General features: G+C 53.5%; 23 protein-coding genes. 4 read left to right on the top strand and 19 right to left on the bottom strand.

Annotation, left to right across the window (positions count from 1 at the left end; all coding sequences use genetic code 11):
- Positions 1-110 precede the first annotated feature (110 nt).
- From FNT36_RS18635 to FNT36_RS18605, 8 genes are all read right to left on the bottom strand, one after another.
- On the bottom strand, positions 111-1,139 hold the full coding sequence (locus FNT36_RS18635) for a DUF2806 domain-containing protein (RefSeq protein ID WP_144850743.1): 1,029 nt from the start codon (positions 1,137-1,139) through the stop codon (positions 111-113).
- A 111-nt stretch (positions 1,140-1,250) separates the two neighbouring features.
- Positions 1,251-1,676: a hypothetical protein gene (locus FNT36_RS18630; protein WP_144850741.1), complete on the bottom strand. Its 426-nt coding sequence runs from the start codon at positions 1,674-1,676 to the stop codon at positions 1,251-1,253.
- A gap of 258 nt (positions 1,677-1,934) precedes the next feature.
- Positions 1,935-2,057 (bottom strand): hypothetical protein, encoded by a 123-nt coding sequence (locus FNT36_RS25845; protein WP_262712178.1) that lies wholly within the window; start codon positions 2,055-2,057, stop codon positions 1,935-1,937.
- Between the two features lie 1,151 nt (positions 2,058-3,208).
- A complete protein-coding gene (locus FNT36_RS18625; protein WP_144850739.1) occupies positions 3,209-5,008 on the bottom strand; it encodes a VapE domain-containing protein in 1,800 nt (599 codons plus the stop codon).
- A gap of 29 nt (positions 5,009-5,037) precedes the next feature.
- A complete protein-coding gene (locus tag FNT36_RS18620) occupies positions 5,038-5,889 on the bottom strand; it encodes a BT4734/BF3469 family protein (protein ID WP_144850737.1) in 852 nt (283 codons plus the stop codon).
- Positions 5,882-6,208 carry a helix-turn-helix domain-containing protein gene (locus FNT36_RS18615; protein WP_144850735.1) on the bottom strand — a complete coding sequence of 109 codons (327 nt, stop codon included), beginning with the start codon at positions 6,206-6,208 and terminating at the stop codon, positions 5,882-5,884. The genes FNT36_RS18620 and FNT36_RS18615 overlap by 8 nt, the downstream gene beginning before the upstream one ends.
- Positions 6,209-6,342: 134 nt before the next feature.
- The gene (locus FNT36_RS18610) at positions 6,343-7,305 is read right to left on the bottom strand and encodes a hypothetical protein (protein WP_144850733.1); all 963 of its coding nucleotides are present in this window, start codon (positions 7,303-7,305) and stop codon (positions 6,343-6,345) included.
- Positions 7,306-7,363: 58 nt separating this feature from the next.
- Positions 7,364-8,599: a site-specific integrase gene (locus FNT36_RS18605; protein ID WP_144850731.1), complete on the bottom strand. Its 1,236-nt coding sequence runs from the start codon at positions 8,597-8,599 to the stop codon at positions 7,364-7,366.
- A 431-nt stretch (positions 8,600-9,030) separates the two neighbouring features.
- Here FNT36_RS18605 and FNT36_RS18595 point away from each other — a divergent pair, with 431 nt between their 5' ends.
- From FNT36_RS18595 to FNT36_RS18580, 4 genes are all read left to right on the top strand, one after another.
- Complete coding sequence (locus FNT36_RS18595) at positions 9,031-9,285, top strand: hypothetical protein (RefSeq protein WP_144850727.1); 255 nt, start codon at positions 9,031-9,033, stop codon at positions 9,283-9,285.
- 434 nt (positions 9,286-9,719) lie between these two features.
- Positions 9,720-9,914 (top strand): hypothetical protein, encoded by a 195-nt coding sequence (locus tag FNT36_RS18590; RefSeq protein ID WP_144850725.1) that lies wholly within the window; start codon positions 9,720-9,722, stop codon positions 9,912-9,914.
- 363 nt (positions 9,915-10,277) lie between these two features.
- Positions 10,278-10,595 carry a hypothetical protein gene (locus tag FNT36_RS18585; RefSeq protein ID WP_144850723.1) on the top strand — a complete coding sequence of 106 codons (318 nt, stop codon included), beginning with the start codon at positions 10,278-10,280 and terminating at the stop codon, positions 10,593-10,595.
- Positions 10,596-10,909: 314 nt separating this feature from the next.
- A complete protein-coding gene (locus tag FNT36_RS18580) occupies positions 10,910-11,338 on the top strand; it encodes a hypothetical protein (protein ID WP_233636047.1) in 429 nt (142 codons plus the stop codon).
- A gap of 44 nt (positions 11,339-11,382) precedes the next feature.
- Here the strand turns inward: FNT36_RS18580 and FNT36_RS18575 are convergent, their stop codons facing one another.
- The 11 genes from FNT36_RS18575 to FNT36_RS18525 form a co-directional block, all read right to left on the bottom strand.
- A complete protein-coding gene (locus FNT36_RS18575) occupies positions 11,383-11,610 on the bottom strand; it encodes a hypothetical protein (RefSeq protein ID WP_144850719.1) in 228 nt (75 codons plus the stop codon).
- A gap of 198 nt (positions 11,611-11,808) precedes the next feature.
- The gene (locus tag FNT36_RS18570) at positions 11,809-12,294 is read right to left on the bottom strand and encodes a hypothetical protein (RefSeq protein WP_144850718.1); all 486 of its coding nucleotides are present in this window, start codon (positions 12,292-12,294) and stop codon (positions 11,809-11,811) included.
- A gap of 34 nt (positions 12,295-12,328) precedes the next feature.
- Positions 12,329-12,493, bottom strand: a complete 165-nt coding sequence (locus FNT36_RS25640; protein WP_233636046.1) for a hypothetical protein — start codon at positions 12,491-12,493, stop codon at positions 12,329-12,331.
- Between the two features lie 13 nt (positions 12,494-12,506).
- A complete protein-coding gene (locus tag FNT36_RS18565) occupies positions 12,507-12,950 on the bottom strand; it encodes a DUF5675 family protein (RefSeq protein WP_144850716.1) in 444 nt (147 codons plus the stop codon).
- Between the two features lie 43 nt (positions 12,951-12,993).
- Positions 12,994-13,359 (bottom strand): hypothetical protein, encoded by a 366-nt coding sequence (locus FNT36_RS18560; RefSeq protein ID WP_144850714.1) that lies wholly within the window; start codon positions 13,357-13,359, stop codon positions 12,994-12,996.
- Complete coding sequence (locus tag FNT36_RS18555) at positions 13,295-13,570, bottom strand: hypothetical protein (RefSeq protein ID WP_144850712.1); 276 nt, start codon at positions 13,568-13,570, stop codon at positions 13,295-13,297. Before FNT36_RS18555 ends, FNT36_RS18560 begins: the two co-directional genes overlap by 65 nt.
- Before the next feature lie 28 nt (positions 13,571-13,598).
- Positions 13,599-13,928: a hypothetical protein gene (locus FNT36_RS18550; protein ID WP_144850710.1), complete on the bottom strand. Its 330-nt coding sequence runs from the start codon at positions 13,926-13,928 to the stop codon at positions 13,599-13,601.
- A complete protein-coding gene (locus FNT36_RS18545; RefSeq protein WP_144850708.1) occupies positions 13,925-14,245 on the bottom strand; it encodes a hypothetical protein in 321 nt (106 codons plus the stop codon). Before FNT36_RS18545 ends, FNT36_RS18550 begins: the two co-directional genes overlap by 4 nt.
- 264 nt (positions 14,246-14,509) lie before the next feature.
- Positions 14,510-15,022 carry a hypothetical protein gene (locus FNT36_RS18535; protein WP_144850704.1) on the bottom strand — a complete coding sequence of 171 codons (513 nt, stop codon included), beginning with the start codon at positions 15,020-15,022 and terminating at the stop codon, positions 14,510-14,512.
- Positions 15,023-15,141: 119 nt separating this feature from the next.
- The gene (locus tag FNT36_RS18530) at positions 15,142-15,738 is read right to left on the bottom strand and encodes a hypothetical protein (RefSeq protein ID WP_144850702.1); all 597 of its coding nucleotides are present in this window, start codon (positions 15,736-15,738) and stop codon (positions 15,142-15,144) included.
- A complete protein-coding gene (locus FNT36_RS18525; protein ID WP_144850700.1) occupies positions 15,735-17,237 on the bottom strand; it encodes a hypothetical protein in 1,503 nt (500 codons plus the stop codon). Before FNT36_RS18525 ends, FNT36_RS18530 begins: the two co-directional genes overlap by 4 nt.
- Positions 17,238-17,249 lie beyond the last annotated feature (12 nt).

Raw genomic sequence — 17,249 nt, 5'->3', positions numbered from 1 at the left:
ATTTTGATTATTATAATCACGAGCGCCTACACTCCAGTATCGGCTATCAGACACCCTATCATACTCACCAACAGCTCCTTCAACTTAACGCCCTAAACTGTCCAGCGTAACTAGACCACCCCACTTATACCTTCGTCACGCATTGGTTTAGTGAAGTCTACTAAAAAGGAAATCGAAAGCTCAGCCTCTCCCGCAACTAAGCTATACAGCTCGTGACCAGCCTTTGTGTAATCGTGTACTGTATAATACGTTGACACTGGAACCTCACTGCTCATTACAAGTACCCGGTTACCTATTTGAAAGTAATCCTGTAAGGCGTCCGGTTTCCCTGTATGTAAACCTATGTTATAATCGTTCTGAGCAACTAGCCCGCAGTCTATAAGCTCAAGAACAGCAGAATAAGGGAGCCCATAAGCAGCCGATGGCATATCGTGATGGCCATAACGAGTGATTCCTATTGAGTACTTCCCGTTAGTACTAATAGTAAAGCTTGCCGCTGTTCTAAATACATGGGCTTCACGTTGAGTTAAATTCCGCAGAACTTCTAAGGTGCGCAAAGAATAGGAGCCTGGCTGCTTGACCTCACCTGCTAGGATATGTCCCCATAATACCTGCATTTCTTCCGTTGAAACCAGTTTGGCGCTTTCAAAAAAGCGATTAATCCAATCCTGGTCTACCGGCTCAGTGGTCACATCTGGCTCTTCTAAAAGGACCGCGGCGGCGGCGGCGACTGTACCATCAATATTTAATTGATGAAGTGCATTCTGGTAAGCAGCCCGGCTATTAGCTCGCTCTTGCAGCTTTGCTGTATCAATCGGTGCTAGTTCGAAATGTGCCGAAACCTCTACTCCTGTTACATCCAAACTCTTCAGTTGCTGAGGGCTTCCAGTTGAAATAGCCGTTAACAGCTGCATTCGCTCTGCTAGCATCTGGTTCTTGGCGCCCTCAACTTGTCGGATATTATTCACCTCGTTTTGGGTGTCTCTGCTAGCAAGCAGATAAGCATTAGCTAGTCTGTTGATACCATCCGCAACGCGTCCACCACCGAAGCTGACAGTTTCAATCAACTTCGTTAGCGCCTCTTTTATGCCAGCAAGGTCACTGATGTTGATGAAGGGCTTGGAGCTCTCGTCGGGCATGGGAGTGTAGAGGATAAGGCCGGGGTGCCAAGGTATGAAAAAAAGCTCCGACTCTTAGGGGAGGCGGAGCTTACTTTGCTCGGTTACTTTCTAAGGTAGGCGAGCAAGTTATCAATTGGCATCGATGGATAAATAACCATCATTCTTGTCTCTAACGGTAAAAATGATGGACGCCTCTGTACCAATCCAACGAACCAGTTTATCAGTACCGAAGCCGCGCCCATACACGCGCGAGAAAGCATCACGAATTAGAAGGCCATCCTGCTCATTGTCGAACCCTATCATAATAGTGACAAGCTTGCCAGCCTTGAACCAGTACTCGATGTAAGACGCTTGTGCCTTACCTATTCGCAACGAGTCAGTAGGACGCGTGTATGCTTCCATATCATCCCACGCTTTGGATAGTACTCTATCCGAAAGTTGCTCGGGGGAGATTCCAAGCTTGATGCCCAATAGGCCATAGTCTCGGTCAATATCATTAATAGGCGTAGCGTCGAGCGATACTTTTGAGAAGTCAGGGGCACTAGGGTTCTTCATGCAAGAAAGAGGTGTAAAATTTTGAGAAAATAGTTATTTAAGAAGGCGTCAAAATCAAAAAAACACTTTCCGCCTGGACTCGCATACTGATGCTTGATGAGGCCCGTCGCCTGGGTGTTGCGCGCAAGAATTCCCCATAACCTTTCTAGTAGCTGCGCTCATCAAGTGACTAGCTCGCTGTTCTAAATCTGAAAAGAAAGATTTAAATATAAACATGAAGATATGCAGGTTTGGGTGCGACCAACTGTTTAAAAACGGCTACATCGCTGTGCAGGCAAGGGAAGTTGTGAACATGGGCAAAAAGCCCATCACATCGCACATCCAGATGAAAATAGTAGAAGTAGCAAACCAAGCCTGCTTGTATTTTATTCCGGAGCGCATAGATTACTTTCTGTGGTACCTAGATGACCATAGTAGCTAGAGATACAGTACGTTCGAGTTGCTTTTTTTGCGGATCTTGAGTCACGGCAAAGAACAGCTGACTGATAGCCAATTGTCTAGCTTGGGACGTTATGCATACGGTAAATCCCCGCATTCCCCAGTAGAGGGAGTGGAGCTTTGTCATAGGTCAGCTATTTAGGAGCGAATAGCAGCCATGATACTAGGGAATAGTTCAGCATTTCTACTCAACGCTCTGAGTGCGGCCTGATGCCAACGTGTGGGCTTGCCAGCATACCAGCGTTTCCGATGTGGTCTTTCAAGAGCCCTTTGCGCCTGAATGCTCCGTTTGTAGAAAGGCACCACTGCTCCAAAAATTCCTGCTACATACTGCGTTTCATACTTCACGCCTAGCTCGGCTCGGTGGGCAAAGTAAAGTGCGCCCTGGCACCAATACAGTGTTTTTGCTCGTCGTCCCGACAGTGGACAAAGAAAAAGAAAGTACACCCCCCGCCCTAGGTTAGAGGCAACGGCCTCTAATTGTATCAAATAGTTATAGGGGGTTTCATTAACAGAATAGCTAAGCCGTAACCAACCGCTCGCCTCAAGCATAGACAACTCACATGATACTTGCCCGCTTTGTGCACCGGTATAGGGGTTGTAAAGCGTCAAGGTAAAAGCATAATGGCCCGGCTGTAAGAAACCCCAGCGGCGCAAGTCGGTTAGCTGAATCTTTTGGGTAAAGTCAGTGGTAGGTGGGTCAGTTCTAAGGCGGGGCATGGTAGCTTTTGAGGAAACCGAAATAAGTAAGGAAGGATAATTACAATTAAGCCTATCTGGTTTTTTAGCTTGTAAAGGGGCACTGTGGTAGCTAGACAGGCTAGACAGCAGCGGGACAGGGCTTGTCCCCCTTGCTGTCTAGTGATTTTCTCAATCTACTATTCTTATAAGCCTTTTTCTTATTATCTAGACAGACTGTACAGCAAGATGGGAATGTATGTAATGGGAGTAAGGGGTGGGGTGTAGTGCTATTTTGTTATAATGCATATAATGCTTGAGTAAAAGCTGTCTAGCTGTTTGACTGTCTAGTATTGGAATAAAAGCTGCCTCACGCACTGTAAGGCCACTTTCTTAGTAGACACGTATCTGACCTACTAGACAATATTTCCCGGCAGAGTCTCCATTTTTAGCCTTACCCCCTCGTACCCTCGATACTGCTTGTTCACAATCCATTTCTTAACGCTGGCTTTTACACCCAGCCGTTGCAGCTTCTTTCTGACTACTTCAACACTTAAAAAGGATTGAGCTTTTTTGTAATGCTTAAATAGGTCTAACGCGCCCTGCATATCAGTTGCTTTAATAAAGTCGGCTGGGTCAGTTGTAATCAATAGGCATTCATCAATAAAAGCATCTTCGGGCTTATCTGCTGCAAAACTTTCATCATTGCGAGCAGTTACGGCAGCTTCCTCCTCTATAGTAGGAAGATAATATTCGCCGTCTTTGTAAAGCTGTGCTAACTGTCCCCAAAGCTGCGCTTTTGGAATTAATTCGTAGCGCTCTCGATCAAATTTTTTGAGCGTAAATACCCAAAAGCGGCGATCCCCAGTATCATCCTTTAGAAAGTTCTCATTGTTAGAACAACCGGCAAAACTTCCTATGCGTGGATAGTCCCCCGAGGACTGGAATTTTTTATCTGCCGTTATCTGGTGCTGACTAAGACCTGCTTTTAGTGTTTCAATATCCGCTTTCTTGTACTGCCCCATTTCGTCTAACAGAATCAGTAACTTACTTGCCATTAGAAGCCGATGCTCTTTATTGTCAAAGCGAAATTCGGGGACGCTAGCAAATAGTGCATCGTCCCACGTCAGGCCAGCAAAGAAGCTTGTTTTCCCTACTCCCTGCTGAGCTGATACGAATACTAGGGCGTGCTCATTACGGCACCCCGGTGAATTGCAATATGCTTGCGCTATGGTATTGAGAAGCCACTTTTTGAATAGTACAGTAAACAATGCATCATCATCAGTTGCGGCCGTAGCGGTTAGTTGAGCCAGATAATTTTTCCCGTCCCAACGGGCGGCCAAATAATCAAGACGGGCAGTCAGGTAATTAATTTCCCGATAGCAGTAAGAGCTTTCAATAGCCTCTAGTAGAGTGCGTTTATCGGTGTTTAATCCTTTACGTTCTAACTCAAGAAGAAAATCATTTATAATCGGGCTCCGACTATCAAACCTTTGCCATTCGGCCGGGTCATTCTCCCCCGGTTGCCCCCGGTAATAAATGCCGCTGCTAGGATCGAAATAAATAGTCCAAAGCGTTCCTAATTGGCCTATGATATCATCTCTTGTCGGGCGGCGGGTTATCGGGAGTATTGCCGAGCTTGCCCGTACCTCATTGGCTATAATCTCGGCTGCTTCAATTGGTAAACCCGCGTGTAACATAACGCTAATGCCCCCATCTGTTCGCCCGTCTTTCTTTGCGTTCAGTGCCGCTCTCACCCCAATCGCTACCTGAGCATCAGAAATAGATAAGCCGGCCGCATCAACCGCCTCCCGCGTCTTTTTCAGCACTTCCTTCGCGTCACCCCGCCATTGCTTTTTTGGCAGTGATATACCCGCCTCCTTGCAGAGGTGTACAAACGTAGCCGGCCCTACGCTACCGTTCCCATTTTTTAGGGCCTCATCAAACTTCTCATCCGTTTCACTTTCATCATACTTTGGGCTGAGGCAACTGATTCGGTGAAATAAACTCCGACCCGTCTCTCCCACGGCGGCCAGAGCAAAGCAAGTCCGCTGCCAACTAGCGTAGTCATCTGGCAAGCCGCCGGCCGCCTCAACCGCTAAAACCCAAGGTTCCAAGTTGGCTGCGTCAGCTTCCGGTGGGGGCGTAGGGCCGGGGACAGCGGGTTGTTTTTTGGCGGGAGTAGCCGCTTTCTCTTTGTTTATATTGAGTTTCATATAGTTATAGCTAAGAAGCCCATTAGGTGTTAGGCCGCGAAGGCTGGGGCTAGCCAGGCAGCGGGGTCGTAGGGTACAAAACAGGCGCGGGCTACGTCCTTGCCAGATTTGTCAGGAATTAGCCCTAGGTCTGCGTAATGTTCAGTGAGATGTTCCGCGCAGAATTGAAAATTTTCGAGGTGCGAACCGACAGGGTCAGTCTCCACAATTGCCTTGAGCCCGTCCCCGCTGGGGCTAGTGAATAGCAAGGCTATGGCCGGCCCTACGTCAGCATCAGCTAGCAGCGCAGCGCGGGCGGCGGGCAGGTCGAGCAGGTGGTCAAAGTCCAATACTAGCAGCCCCGACGCTTCGGCAAGCGCTCCATTAGCGCGGCGGGTGAAGGTGCCGGCAGGCGTCACATAGTCAAGGCTCTTTTTCAATTCGGTCCGCTGGGGGCTGCCCACGGGCGCGGCGCGTAGGGCTTCAGTAGTGGCACGGTGCCGGTCCGATGTGAGCACGGCAAAGAGCTGAGCTGGGGTGATAGTCTTGTAGGGCGCGGTTACTGTAATGCCTCCCCGGTAATAGCTAAACAGGTAGGGAGCGGCAGCCGGTTGTACTTCATTCATAACCGGCGGCGCGGGCGCAGCGCTTGGGGCGTTAGGCGCTACCAAGCAGGCCGATACTTTAGCTAAAGAAACGGGGGGTAGGCGTAAGCGAGTACGGTCAGATATAGCCGGGACAAGCCAGCCGACAGCCAGTAGGTCGGCCACGGTGGGGGCCTTACCGCCGGGGTATATTTCAGCTAGGGCCGCCGATAGCTCGGCAGGGGTTGGCGTATTTGTGCCGGCCAGAGTAAAGGCACAAGCCAGCATCTCGGCTCCTAATTGATAGGTACTAGACATGGCCCGCACCCTTCCCAGCTTTCATAGTGCGCTGCTGCCCCTGCAAAGCGGCTAGCACGTCTGCCCGCTTAAGATAGCTGCGGCTGCCCAGCTTGTGATATTTCAGTAGCCCTCGCCGCTTCCATTCGTGTACCGTTTGTACGGTTACGCCCAGCATCGTGGCGGCCTCTCGGATGCTCAGCAACTCGTCGGCCGGGGTCGTAGGTGGGCTAGCGTGAGCCGCTGGGGCGCAGTGTAGTTCGTAGCGCACTATGGCGCGTACATCTTCGATTAGTTGGGCGTAGTCAGCAATAACTAAGCCGGGGCTATTTGCCAGCATTTTGCACCGTGCCCGCCGGGGTGTTTGTCAGTCGGGAACGACGTAAATAGAGGTATTTAACCAGGCTACAACAATCCCCGGCGGGGCTTCCAACGCCTTATTCGAGGGTTCTGACCGCAAATTCGGGGGTTTTACTATTCTAGCCCCAACTCCTTTCGGGCCTTCCTTTGCCAGGCTGCACGAGTAGGAGTAACTCGGTCAGCTTTGATGCTGCGGTTATAATGCTCTGAGAAATCAGCGTACAGCCGCTGTAGCTCGCCCGAAGCAGGAAGTATTTCAGCTTCGCAAAGCGCATCAATCATGCCCGCCGTTGCTGCTGCTATCCATTTGGGAGCGAGAAGAAAAGCGTCATTTTTACGCAACCCTATGCGCTCAGCTAATGCTTCTATCTTGGCCCAGGGCCGCTCACTTCCCGTTTGGTCGGGTGTGTCTACAGCCGATACAGGCACAGTTTGCAGGAACATGGTAGCGTTATCATGCTCAACTTCGTGAAAAGTGGCCCAGCAGTTTATAAAATGCTCAACTTTAGCTAATAGAGCTCCTACTTCATCAGGTTTAAAGGAATGTATGCGCTGAAATTGTAGTACGTTTTGTAGCTCCCAATCAGGCTCCCACCCCGCCGCGTTTCTACTTGCCAATGTGTTTGTTAACATAAGGGCGGCGCTCCGTAGCCGTTCAGCTAGATGTCTGCGCTTATCAGGTGCCGCCGCTAAATCTCGCAAGCTCATACCAGTATGAACTTCCCGAAAAAACGCGTGAGACTGGCTCAGGCGGTCGGCTGGGGTAGGGATTGGTAGAGCTACTTTGCGGCTGAAATTGTCAAGTTCAGGTTCTTCGGGAAGCAAAAACTTTTTGCCAGCCCAACGGCCGTTATTCTCCCGAACAAAGCGCCTCGCCTCGCTGACAAATTCCCTTTTCCAGCGTTCAATATGCCAAGTTATTACCGCTTCCCAATTGATATGTTCTAGGTACAAAAACACGGGTAGTACAGTGTTTTCATACGCAGCTACTGAACGCCAATATTCATTGCGTTGCTCATCAAGTTGATAGGATGGATTGGCTACTAAAAGGGCAACGGGTGCGAATGAAAAGGACATTTATTTGCCAGCTCTGAAAAGGTTACGAAATGTTACGGAAGATTAAGTACAATCAAGTTCAGACAGCTGGCGCGTACACGCGGGCAAACTCAGTGAGCACCGAATCTTCTGTTACGTTCACGTAACGGCTGAATGATTTAAGGTCTTTGTGGCCGGTTATTTTCATTACCAATTCAGGCCGTAGCCCTGCCTCTAGGGCCAGCGTTACGAAGGTTCGGCGGGCCGTGTGCGTGGTTATAAACTCATGCTTTGGGGCCGTGTGGGTGTGCCGTTTGCCCCCAGCGTAGTGGGTGCGTTCTGTTGGGGTGTCAATGCCAGCTAGGGTAGCCAGTTCTTTCAGGTGCCGATTCAGTACCTGATTAGGTAGCGGGCGTAGGGTGCCCTCAATTACACGAGCCAGCAGCGGCCGAGCTTCGGGCCGAATTGGAATAGTGAGGGTGTCACGTGTCTTTTGGGTAGTGAGGCGTAGCCGGTCGGCGTGGATATGCTCAGGGCGCAAGGCTGCTACATCGGAGAAACGCAAGCCAGTGTACACGCCCAGCAAAAACAGGGCGCGGGCGTTGTCGAGGGCGGGGCGCGGGGTCAGCTCAAGGTTTACTAGGGCTGCCAGCTCGCCACGGGTAAGAGTGAGAATATCTGGCTCCCTACGCTGCCAAGTTATCTTTTTGTAATCGGGTGGCACAGGGTAACCGTTTTCAGTAGCCCAGGCCAAAAAGCATTTAAGAATAACCAGATTTTTGCGTACTGCCGTGTCCCGTAGCTGCCGGTGCGTCAGTAGGTATTCGGCTAGACGCTGGGCGAAGGTGCCGCTCACGGTGTCAAATGCCACGGGGTACTTGGCTATGGTCTGAAAATCTTTTAGATGCCGTAAGGTGGTTCGGTAAGTGCGTAGCGTGTTGGGGGTGTGCGTGAGGGCGCGGCCAGCTATCCAGTTGGTGAAAGTGCTCAGTAGGTCAGTCCCGGCCACGGAGGTAGCTTCCGACTTTGGGGCCACGGGCGCGGCGGCTTCTTTGAGCTGGGCGAGCGTGGGCAAGGTGCCAGCCGCTATTTGTGTAGAATAAGCCAGTTGCAGCCGCTCGCTTATTCCTTGTAACGCGTCATTGAGGTGGCCGTTCAGCTCATTACCCCGGCCCCGCACTTGCGCCCGTTGCTCTGCCTTCACCCACTTATTGGGGTGCAGGCTTTGCCCGGTGTAGACTTTAATGCGATGCCGCCGGTCAATGGTTAGCAGCGCGTAAATAGCCGTGGGACGGTCTGCCCCCGGCTCCTTCAAATGAAAGGATACAGTAGCCATTAGAGTGTTTGTAGTTGCTACTCCAAAGATATGGCGTGCGTCCTATTCGGGGTACACGCAGGGGTACACGCTAGGCGATTTAGACCGTGCGTACCCCGATTCAAATCGACAACTCTAATGTTAAAAAGCCGTTTTAAGTCTATAGGAGGCTATTTTTGTATGCAGTACAAGTAAGGGGGAAATACATTGTTCGATTCCAAGTGGGCCCACAAAAATGCCCTTAGCATACTCGCTAAGGGCATTTTTTATGTTTTGCACCCAATTTTGCACCCAAGTAGCCTTTTTCTTAGTGCCTTTTTCTGCTTGAGACATGGCCTATTTTTCGTTACCCAACAAGCCCACGATACAAGGCCTAGCACTCATAGCGCGCAGCAGGGCCCGCCGTGACAGTGCTTATCTACCCACAGAGCCCGTCACGGTTCGTCCAGCAATTGCGCTCTGGTGGAAGCATTCTTTTTGCCTTAACTAACATCACGACCGAAGCGCGCATCTTCGCCGGTGAGGCAGCCACCAACGTGGGTGACGGTTGGGCCGGCTTTCGCATCGGCCGTACTTACCAGCTGCAGGTCACGCACCGTCAGGACGGTAACATTGGCGTCAAGCTCGGCTACCAGGAGCAGGAGCGTTTAGGAGTGGAGCCGCTAGTGCTAATGAAGGGTCAATTTGAGCAGTGGTTTAGAAAGTAAAAAGCGCGACCCACGAGCGAGGGGGGTAATCTCAATCCATGAAAACTGTATTTCTTAAAGTAGCACAGGCGACAGTTCTTCTACTACTAATCTCATTTGTAGCAAGTTTTTTCTATGTCCTTGATTTGCTCCCCTCATTGCAGCCTATGCCAGAGCGACCTGCTTTGCGGCGGTAGTGGTTTAAATAGAGCAATAGTTAAAAAGCTCCGGCCGGTCAGGGCTTTATTTTTTTACTTTCTAACTCAACCATTTGAGGAGTGAAGCACTGGTAACCTTGAACTTCTGCTGTAGGAAAGGCGTAGCCAATACTAAAGAAATTCAGAAGTATGCAGTATTTATTTCACGACGTATCATACCAAGCAAGAACTATCCGTTACGTTAGACCACCAGATATCGACAGTGACGGGCCGCAGATTACGACCCAGCTTGAGGCCATGCGCTTAATCAGTCAATACATTGAGCGTCGAGAGCCTGCCACGATTGTTATTGCGCTACTCGGGCGCGGCATCATCGGCTGCTCTAACGAGGATAAAATGAGGGGCCCTATCCTACAGGCATTTCAAAAAGAATATAAGCGCCTGCCTGACGCGCACTACACGTGGACGGCAGTTGAGTTTGTGCTTGACTAAAAAAGTCCCAGCTGGTTAGGCCGAGGCTTATATTTGAGTAGAAGGGTTCGCAACACCTTTCTAAGTTCACAATTAGAAAAGGCCAGCTCTATTAGGGCTGGCCTTTTTTGTTCAGCTTATTTAATTTTGCGATGGCCTTCGGGCTAGTTTGTTTTCATAGCTCAGAAAGACTCATCTGCTTCAGGTGAGTTTTTTTAGTAAAGTATGGGTAGCAAGTATATGAAAAAGCCTCCTCTGAAGCAGACGAGGCTCTCTTCCTAAGTAGATATGAATTCCTTCCATAAGGAATTCACTATAAAGATGCACGTCCTAGCATTCTAGTGGCACTTGTACAGAACAGAGAATTTTTTGTAGCTTTCAAGCATGAAAAAACTACTACTTATCGTCGCGCTCGGAGCCCTAACTACCTGCAAATCTGAAAGGCTTGCTTACCCCATCGCCGTTACTGCTCATGCCCAGATATGGACCGCGGACTCCAAAAGGCCCCAAGCAACTGTAGAGGCGGGCGATACGGTAGACCTAGTAATGCCCGTAACGCCTAAATGGGGCCAGATTGCAATAAAACTAACTGAGAATAGAATAGGCTACGTGTCTATTAAGGCGCTCGCCTGGCCTGATTCGTTGAAAGCAAAAGCAGGAGTGTATACAATAGGGAGCCTAAGAAAGAGATTGTTACCTTAGTACTTCACGCTATGCGGCCTAATTAACAACTACACCCTTAAGACCTTCATTTTTCGTGGTGTGCTTACCTACTTAAAACTTGGCTTATTTCTCCTTACCCAATCACTCCACGATAAAGGGCTTGGCATTGCTGGCTCGGACGCGGGCCCGCTGGGATAGTCGTCGGCCACGGCCCACTGAACGCTTACTTGCGCGCATCGAGCATTTAGTCTATCGTTACTCGCTTAATTAGCCATTGCGATGAACCACTCACATGTGGGCCCAGCGGCCGTGCTGATGGAAGAGCAATACTAGGAATGATTTGAGAAGTAGCTATGCCGATGCAACCAGACGAGCAGCGCCGCATTAATTTACTACGCGCCGAGTTACTCGACCTCGGGCTAGAGTGGAATGTGAACTACAGTTTGGTGGCGGAAGGTGACCGGTGGGCGCTTGAGTTTTTGGGCAAAGCAAAACCTACGCACTATAGCCGGGCCCTGGAATTACTTCACTTGATTTTGAACCGGCAGGACATCAGTTATCGGGCAGCGTCGACGGACATCGTACTGACCAATGTTTTCCTGTTTGTAGGCCCCTCAGCTTATCATGGCTTCCAATACGGCAAGGTTTATTTGCTGCGCTACAGCTTATTAGCAGACAATAAGGTCGCTATTCAACTTAATCATTTAGCTATCGCAACTGAGCCAGTGCAACTAACCAAGATAGAATTTGAGCAGTGGTTTCTACCTGTCTTGGGCAAGTAGCTCTCACTTTACCTAGGGTGGCTAGAAGTTAGCAACAAGTTGTCCTATAACGGGTCGCCTCGTTTCGCCCAGCGTACGCGAGCAGCTTGAATGCGTCGCAGGTTTTCGGCGGCTCGCTCTTCCAACTTCTCTAATACTTGGTCAAGCGTTAAGCTGCCTTGAATATAGCCATTCAAAGCTTGCTGCTCAAGTAGTTGCGTAATAGCTGTGCTGCTTTCGGCCATTTCAAGTAGGAAGCTTGCTAATCGAATTCTTCTTTCTTCGGCATGCATAAAGCAAATATGAAGAACGTAGCTAATTAATGCAATAAGTAGTTTAATAATAAGCAGTCTATAGTTTGGCACCCAAGCTATGCTTCTGTTACCCACTTGCATAGGTAAGTTTACACCTATATTTAAGCAGAAAGGCAGCGCAATTGCTTTTCACCTTTACAAGCTAGAAAGGCCAGCTCTACTAGGGCTGGCCTTTTTTCATTTAACAAGTAACAATAAGCAAGTAGCTCCTACACTAAGCACCCACACCACCAGCCGCAGCCGCTCCGGTGGCCAGCTCAGCCGAGCGGCTACGCTGCGAAGCATCTTGTCAAGCAGTGCCACGGTACCAACCTTAAATAGCGGCTCAGCCGGCCGGCCCTCGCGGTAGTTGAACCACGACTGGCTCAAGCTCAGGCACGGGTCGAAGAGCAGCGCCCGGGCGGCCGTGGCCTCGGCCAGCAGCACCCCCACCCCTAGGGGGGAGGGGTCGGGGGTGAGGTAGACTAGGTAGCATATAATGAGCAGGTAAATGAGCACGCCGCCGTAGTGCAGCGCGGCATGTACCCAGTCGGTGCGCGCCGGCGGCACGTACTCGCGGAACAGCCAGGTAATGATGCCCTGCTGCGCTGCGCTTAGGATAGTGTAGAGAGCGAAGAGTAGCAGGCAGGATATTGCCGGATTCTCCATATCGTACAACGGCATTTGTGCTTTGAAAAGAAAACAGGCAAGATGCTGCCTACGAGTTGCGCTTAATCGTCGAGCCCTTGCGGGTGCCAGCCCAGATGAGCAGCGCCAGCAGTGTCACTACGCCGTAGACCACAACGCACCAAGGGGCAGTGAAACGGTAGATGGGGTAGCTCAGGGCAGCCCAGGCGCCCACTACGAGGAGGTACTTCTTCATGGCAGAAAAGAGGTTATTTAATGGTGAGGGTAATAGGTTCGCCGTTGGCCACGGCCGTCTCGATGCGCAGAAACAGGCGGTCGAACGCCACGCGACTAGCCGAGACGCTGGCCCCGTCGGCGCCAAAGGCTGAGCCGGGCAGTAGGCAGCCCTCGGTATCGGCGGCCGTGTTGCCAGGGTGAATGCGCACGCCGCAGTTGTCGATGAGGTTGTTGCCGAAGCGGATGGTGCCGCCGGGCACGTTCACCAGCAGCGGCAGCCGGCGCTTGAAGCGGTTGCTCATGGTGACTAGCACGCGGTAGGTGCCGGCAGGTATGGCCGTCTTGCCGTAGACCTTGGCCTCTCTCGGACCACGCACTACGTCTTCAATGCCGACGCATACTTTTTGGCCCTCGATGTACCAGGTGCTCAGCGTCGCGCCCTTGGCGCTCGGCTGGCGAATGATGGAAATAACCATGCTAGCGAGCGGCAATACTTAGGGTGAGACCAAGGGCGGCAGCTCAGCCCAGCCAGCTCCAGAAGCCCCGGCGTTGCGCTTTGCCTTTCCACTTCTTGGCGCTGACCTCGTAGCGGGTGGCTTCGATGGTTTCCTCGCGCAAGGCCAACTGCACGTTGGCTGTAGCCGCGACCTGGCGCACGTAGGCAGCCTGCGCTGTGTCGGCGGCCGTGCGGTAGGAGGTAGCCGCCTTGCGCCAGGTGCGCGCTTCCCGCCGCACTTTGGGCAGTACGGTGAGGCTGTCGCGCACCTTAGCCGCCTGCGCTACAGGCATGCACACAGTGGGGCCGGGCGGCGGAATGAGTTTAATAGCCTGCGAAAAAGCGCTGAAGGGTAGCGCTGTCAGCAGCAGTAATTTGAGCTTTGACATGGGTACTTTGCAGATGGTAGAGAGTGGCAGAATCTTCGTAGGTCTGGCCGAGGTCCCGGTAGTAGCGGGCGGTGCGGTCGAGGCGGGCGGCCTTAGCGCTGTCGCGTTGGGCCTGCGCCACAGCAGCGCGCACGATGGCGGGCACGCTGGAGTCTTGCGAGTGGCAGGCGCCTAGGGCCAGCAGAGCTAGTAGGAGTAGGTACTTGGGCATTAGCAGAAAAGAGGGTAGAGCGTGAGGGTTAAGAAGCGGGCGGTAGCTCACCAGCTGGGCCAGCGGTGGCACCGTCGCCAATGGCCATGCCCCCGTCGCCTTGGTTTTGCTGCACTAGGGTCGAGGGCATCTTATTGAGGAAAATGCCCAGCAGGTAATCACCCAGGGCCGAGATGCAGTACACGAGGCTCAGGGCACTTATCTCGTCGCGGTTGAGCGTGGGCCACGTCATGATGCGGCACACCAGCGGGGCCGTGGCCAGCGTTATGCCGGCGGTGAGAGCGATAAGCGTGAAAGCGTTGAAGTGTCCGCGGGCATCTTCGAAGAACTCACGCAGGTGGCGGCTGGCTCCTTTCATTTGTGGGTGCTCATAAACTGGTCGTACATGGCCGCGCGCTGCTCCAGCGAATTGATGCGCTGCTCGAATTCCTTGTGCGTGGCGGCTGCCTCCTGCTTAGCCGCTTCCAGGTTGGTGACGCGCTGGGTGAGGTACTGGCGCTCCATCGTTTCGAGCTTCACCGTGGTGCTGAGCTCGATGATGTCCTTGCGCGTTTCCTTGATATCGTTAGCGGCGCTGTTAATCTGGGTGGTGAGCAGCACGTTCAGCACCGCCAACAGGGCCGGGAAAGCCCAGATTTTGAGCTTGTCGATGGTGCTGTCGTTATCTGCGCCCATGGGAGTAGGTAGGTTGCGGCGGCTCGCGTTCGAGCTTCGCTTCGAGGGCTAAGCGGCGACCTTCGGCCGTTGGTTGGGCCCACCAAGCCGCGGCCAGGTGGGCAGGATAGTGACGCTCCGGGCGCTCCACTGGGGCCTGGCATTCTGGGCGAGTATCTATAGCGGTGAGCATAACCTAGAGCAGTAAAAAGGCAGGGTAGTAAGAGCGGGTGAGCCACCACGCAAGGGCGGCGGCCAGCAGAAAGAGGAGCCAGCGACGAAGCATCAGCTGGCGGCGAAAAGGGAGGGCGGGGCGTCAGCCTGCTGGGCGTAGGCCAGCAGCAGGGCGTTGATGTTGACCTGGCCCGTGGCACACATGGCGCCGAAAAACCTATCCTGTAGTATCAGCGCCTCAGGTTTGGCATCGAGGAAGGAGGGCCAGTCTTGGCCTTCCGCAAACTCCTCCACCTGCTGGGTCTGGGTGTTATAGGCGGAAGTGGGCGTGCGCAGGCGGTAGCGCGGAAAACCGTCTTGTGGGTCCACGGCCACCTCGCGGTTGGCCAGCAGGCGCACGGCCGGCAGCTGCACGTAGGCGGCCGGCACGGCATCACCGAAACTGCCATTAGCCGAGACGCCGAAGGCCTGGCGCTGCATGAGCAGCACCAGCTCCACGTCGCCACTCGGTAAGAAGCGCATCGTTAGCTCGCTCGGCCGGGCACGCTGGCGCAGCACGGTTTCGGAAAATTGGAGGTCGGCCACGTCGAGCGCGATAGCCTGCACGTCGGGAGTAAGCAGCATGGAAGTAGTTAGAGCTTGTGGTTGCGACGGATGGTCGCTAGGTAGGCGTTGTGCTCGGCGTCTGTGAGGTAGCGGTTTACGACCATGAAATAGCGTAGCGGGCCATTGAGTCGACCAAACTACTGCTGCGTTAATCCCTGAAAATCAGTATCTGCGCCGAGGCTGCCGGTAATCTGATAGTCGCCCTGGCTGACGTATCGCTGGTTGCCTTTTCCTTCTGGCCCGCCACTATTGGAAACGCGAAAGGAAGCCAGCAGCCACGAGCCTATATCCAGTTCGTCAAGTTGGCCGAAATTGTAGCCTAGGTGCGATTTCAGTTGGTTGTTGTCGAAATACACAAAGGCGCCGAGTGCAGCATCAAAGACTGGCGATTGATAGCCTTGCAGCGCGTCGGGCCGGCAGAGAAAGAAGATGCTGGCCTCACTGAGCCGCTGCTGATAGTCGCACAGCAGGCTATCAACATTCGTGAAGAATGGCACCTTCACGCCACGTTCCAGCTGCCAGGTGGGTGCCGGGTTGCCAGCTGGCAGGGTGGTGTGGCGGCCATAGTTGCTAAAATCTCGCCACTGCGTTACCTGGCTGCCGCTCGTTACCAGGCTGGCTGGGTGCGAGCAGTCGAACGCGCACACTACGTCGGCCGGGTAAACGGGCAGCGGCGGTGGGCCAGTCGCATTACGAGCGGCCGCCAAGGCCATGTAATAGCGGGTTAGCCTCATGGCAATTGGTTGATAACGTAGTGAATCTTGCCGCTGGCGGCTACTCGAAACCCGTACTCGTTGCGGCTGCCGCTTACGTAACTGCCGCCCGCCAACTTGAACTGGCTGGCGCTAAGAGTGGGTTGGCTGGCCCCAGCACCCAGTTCCACGAATACCACGGCGCCCACCTTGGCCCCGGTGGGGTCCACGGTGAACGTGCCGCTATAAATAGGCGCATACTCCGCGTCCTGGGTGAAGAGCAGTGCGGTGCCTGGGGGCATGGCTACGGCGGGCGCAGCAGTGAGCGCGCCGGTTAGCCAGTTTATTTCGAGCACGTTGCCCGCATCAATGCCGGCCGCTGCCAGCACAGTCAGCGTGTGGCTGCCCGTGTCAAAGGTGTAGGCGCTGGTTGGCAGCAGGTCGAGCGTGGGGTCGCCGCTAACGGTAACCCCACGCACGCCGACAGATACCACTTTGGTGGCTTGCTCAAGGCCGCTGAGGCTGCTGGCTGTGATGGTCTGGGCGCCGCTGGCCGGGGCTGAGTAGGCGCCGCTAAAGTAGGTCGAGGCTGCATTGCTGCCGCCTACCTGCACCACTTTCACTTTCGGGCCGACAACATCCACCGAGCTCGTACCCACGAGGTACACCGTTACCTCGTACTGCTGGGCAATCTGGTTGGTGATGCTGACCGCGTGGCTATTGATGAGCGTCACGGCGCTGCTGGTTGCCTGGCTCGACCCACCCCGAAAGATGATTTTTTGCTGCACCTCGCAATTGCGAATCTGGTAGGCGCGGAACGGCGTGGGCAAGCTCCGGTCTTCGGGCGAGGGGATGATGGCGCCCGTATTATTTCCACCCGCGGGTGGGTAGAAGTTCACGCCATCCAGCTGCGAGTGGCCGCGCAGAATGAGCTGCGCGCTATCGGCTAGCTTAACCTTGGCCCCGTTGCCAAGCAGCAGCGTGTCCAGCATACCAACCTGGTCGGTGAGCGTGACCTCATCAGAATTAATTTCTGCCACCGCGTGCCGACCGACCGCCGTGTCTAGGTCCGTGTAGCCAACCTGGCCCTGCGCCCCGTGCCCGAGGTAGGGGTAGGTAGTCACGTCGTCACGTAGTGGCCTGTGCGTGCCCGCTGTCACCTCAACCTCTAGCAGTTGCCCTGCCCCCTGGTCGTCATACACCACACCTAGGCGGTGGTAGGCGTCAGCCCGCACGCCCTGTACATGCACGGTGCTGTCGGTGCCGGTGGCATTCCAGTCGCCCGTGATGGCGTAGAGGGTGTTGGGGCTTACGCCCGGCGGGTCAGCCAGGCGTAGCTGCTGGGCGTCCGCCAGCGTTACGGCTAGGCTGCTACCGCCACCCAACAGGGCTGCCAGCTGCTCAACGCTGAGGCGCTTGTTTTGGAAGCCGCCCGCCACCGGCCCGGCCGGCACCTCTACTTCGAAAAAGCCGCCCACCAATTCCAGGCGCGCGTTGACGATGCCGTCGAGCTGATAAATGCGGATAACCTTGACACCCATGCCCCGAAGTTC

Source organism: Hymenobacter setariae, assembly GCF_007713685.1.
GTDB lineage: Bacteria > Bacteroidota > Bacteroidia > Cytophagales > Hymenobacteraceae > Hymenobacter > Hymenobacter setariae.
This window is presented reverse-complemented; position numbering and strand designations above follow the sequence as displayed.

What these genes read in the sequence shown, in the direction of transcription:
- FNT36_RS18615 (WP_144850735.1), bottom strand. Translation starts at nt 6,208, where the DNA reads ATGCTGGCAAATAGCCCCGGCTTAGTTATTGCTGACTACGCCCAACTA.
- FNT36_RS18635 (WP_144850743.1), bottom strand. Translation starts at nt 1,139, where the DNA reads ATGCCCGACGAGAGCTCCAAGCCCTTCATCAACATCAGTGACCTTGCT.
- FNT36_RS18580 (WP_233636047.1), top strand. Translation starts at nt 10,910, where the DNA reads ATGCCGATGCAACCAGACGAGCAGCGCCGCATTAATTTACTACGCGCC.
- FNT36_RS18555 (WP_144850712.1), bottom strand. Translation starts at nt 13,570, where the DNA reads ATGCCCAAGTACCTACTCCTACTAGCTCTGCTGGCCCTAGGCGCCTGC.
- FNT36_RS18575 (WP_144850719.1), bottom strand. Translation starts at nt 11,610, where the DNA reads ATGCATGCCGAAGAAAGAAGAATTCGATTAGCAAGCTTCCTACTTGAA.
- FNT36_RS18560 (WP_144850714.1), bottom strand. Translation starts at nt 13,359, where the DNA reads ATGTCAAAGCTCAAATTACTGCTGCTGACAGCGCTACCCTTCAGCGCT.
- FNT36_RS25845 (WP_262712178.1), bottom strand. Translation starts at nt 2,057, where the DNA reads ATGCGCTCCGGAATAAAATACAAGCAGGCTTGGTTTGCTACTTCTACT.
- FNT36_RS18625 (WP_144850739.1), bottom strand. Translation starts at nt 5,008, where the DNA reads ATGAAACTCAATATAAACAAAGAGAAAGCGGCTACTCCCGCCAAAAAA.
- FNT36_RS18620 (WP_144850737.1), bottom strand. Translation starts at nt 5,889, where the DNA reads ATGTCTAGTACCTATCAATTAGGAGCCGAGATGCTGGCTTGTGCCTTT.
- FNT36_RS18550 (WP_144850710.1), bottom strand. Translation starts at nt 13,928, where the DNA reads ATGAAAGGAGCCAGCCGCCACCTGCGTGAGTTCTTCGAAGATGCCCGC.
- FNT36_RS18610 (WP_144850733.1), bottom strand. Translation starts at nt 7,305, where the DNA reads ATGTCCTTTTCATTCGCACCCGTTGCCCTTTTAGTAGCCAATCCATCC.
- FNT36_RS25640 (WP_233636046.1), bottom strand. Translation starts at nt 12,493, where the DNA reads ATGAAGAAGTACCTCCTCGTAGTGGGCGCCTGGGCTGCCCTGAGCTAC.
- FNT36_RS18585 (WP_144850723.1), top strand. Translation starts at nt 10,278, where the DNA reads ATGAAAAAACTACTACTTATCGTCGCGCTCGGAGCCCTAACTACCTGC.
- FNT36_RS18565 (WP_144850716.1), bottom strand. Translation starts at nt 12,950, where the DNA reads ATGGTTATTTCCATCATTCGCCAGCCGAGCGCCAAGGGCGCGACGCTG.
- FNT36_RS18530 (WP_144850702.1), bottom strand. Translation starts at nt 15,738, where the DNA reads ATGAGGCTAACCCGCTATTACATGGCCTTGGCGGCCGCTCGTAATGCG.
- FNT36_RS18525 (WP_144850700.1), bottom strand. Translation starts at nt 17,237, where the DNA reads ATGGGTGTCAAGGTTATCCGCATTTATCAGCTCGACGGCATCGTCAAC.
- FNT36_RS18535 (WP_144850704.1), bottom strand. Translation starts at nt 15,022, where the DNA reads ATGCTGCTTACTCCCGACGTGCAGGCTATCGCGCTCGACGTGGCCGAC.
- FNT36_RS18630 (WP_144850741.1), bottom strand. Translation starts at nt 1,676, where the DNA reads ATGAAGAACCCTAGTGCCCCTGACTTCTCAAAAGTATCGCTCGACGCT.
- FNT36_RS18605 (WP_144850731.1), bottom strand. Translation starts at nt 8,599, where the DNA reads ATGGCTACTGTATCCTTTCATTTGAAGGAGCCGGGGGCAGACCGTCCC.
- FNT36_RS18570 (WP_144850718.1), bottom strand. Translation starts at nt 12,294, where the DNA reads ATGCCGTTGTACGATATGGAGAATCCGGCAATATCCTGCCTGCTACTC.
- FNT36_RS18545 (WP_144850708.1), bottom strand. Translation starts at nt 14,245, where the DNA reads ATGGGCGCAGATAACGACAGCACCATCGACAAGCTCAAAATCTGGGCT.
- FNT36_RS18590 (WP_144850725.1), top strand. Translation starts at nt 9,720, where the DNA reads ATGCGCTTAATCAGTCAATACATTGAGCGTCGAGAGCCTGCCACGATT.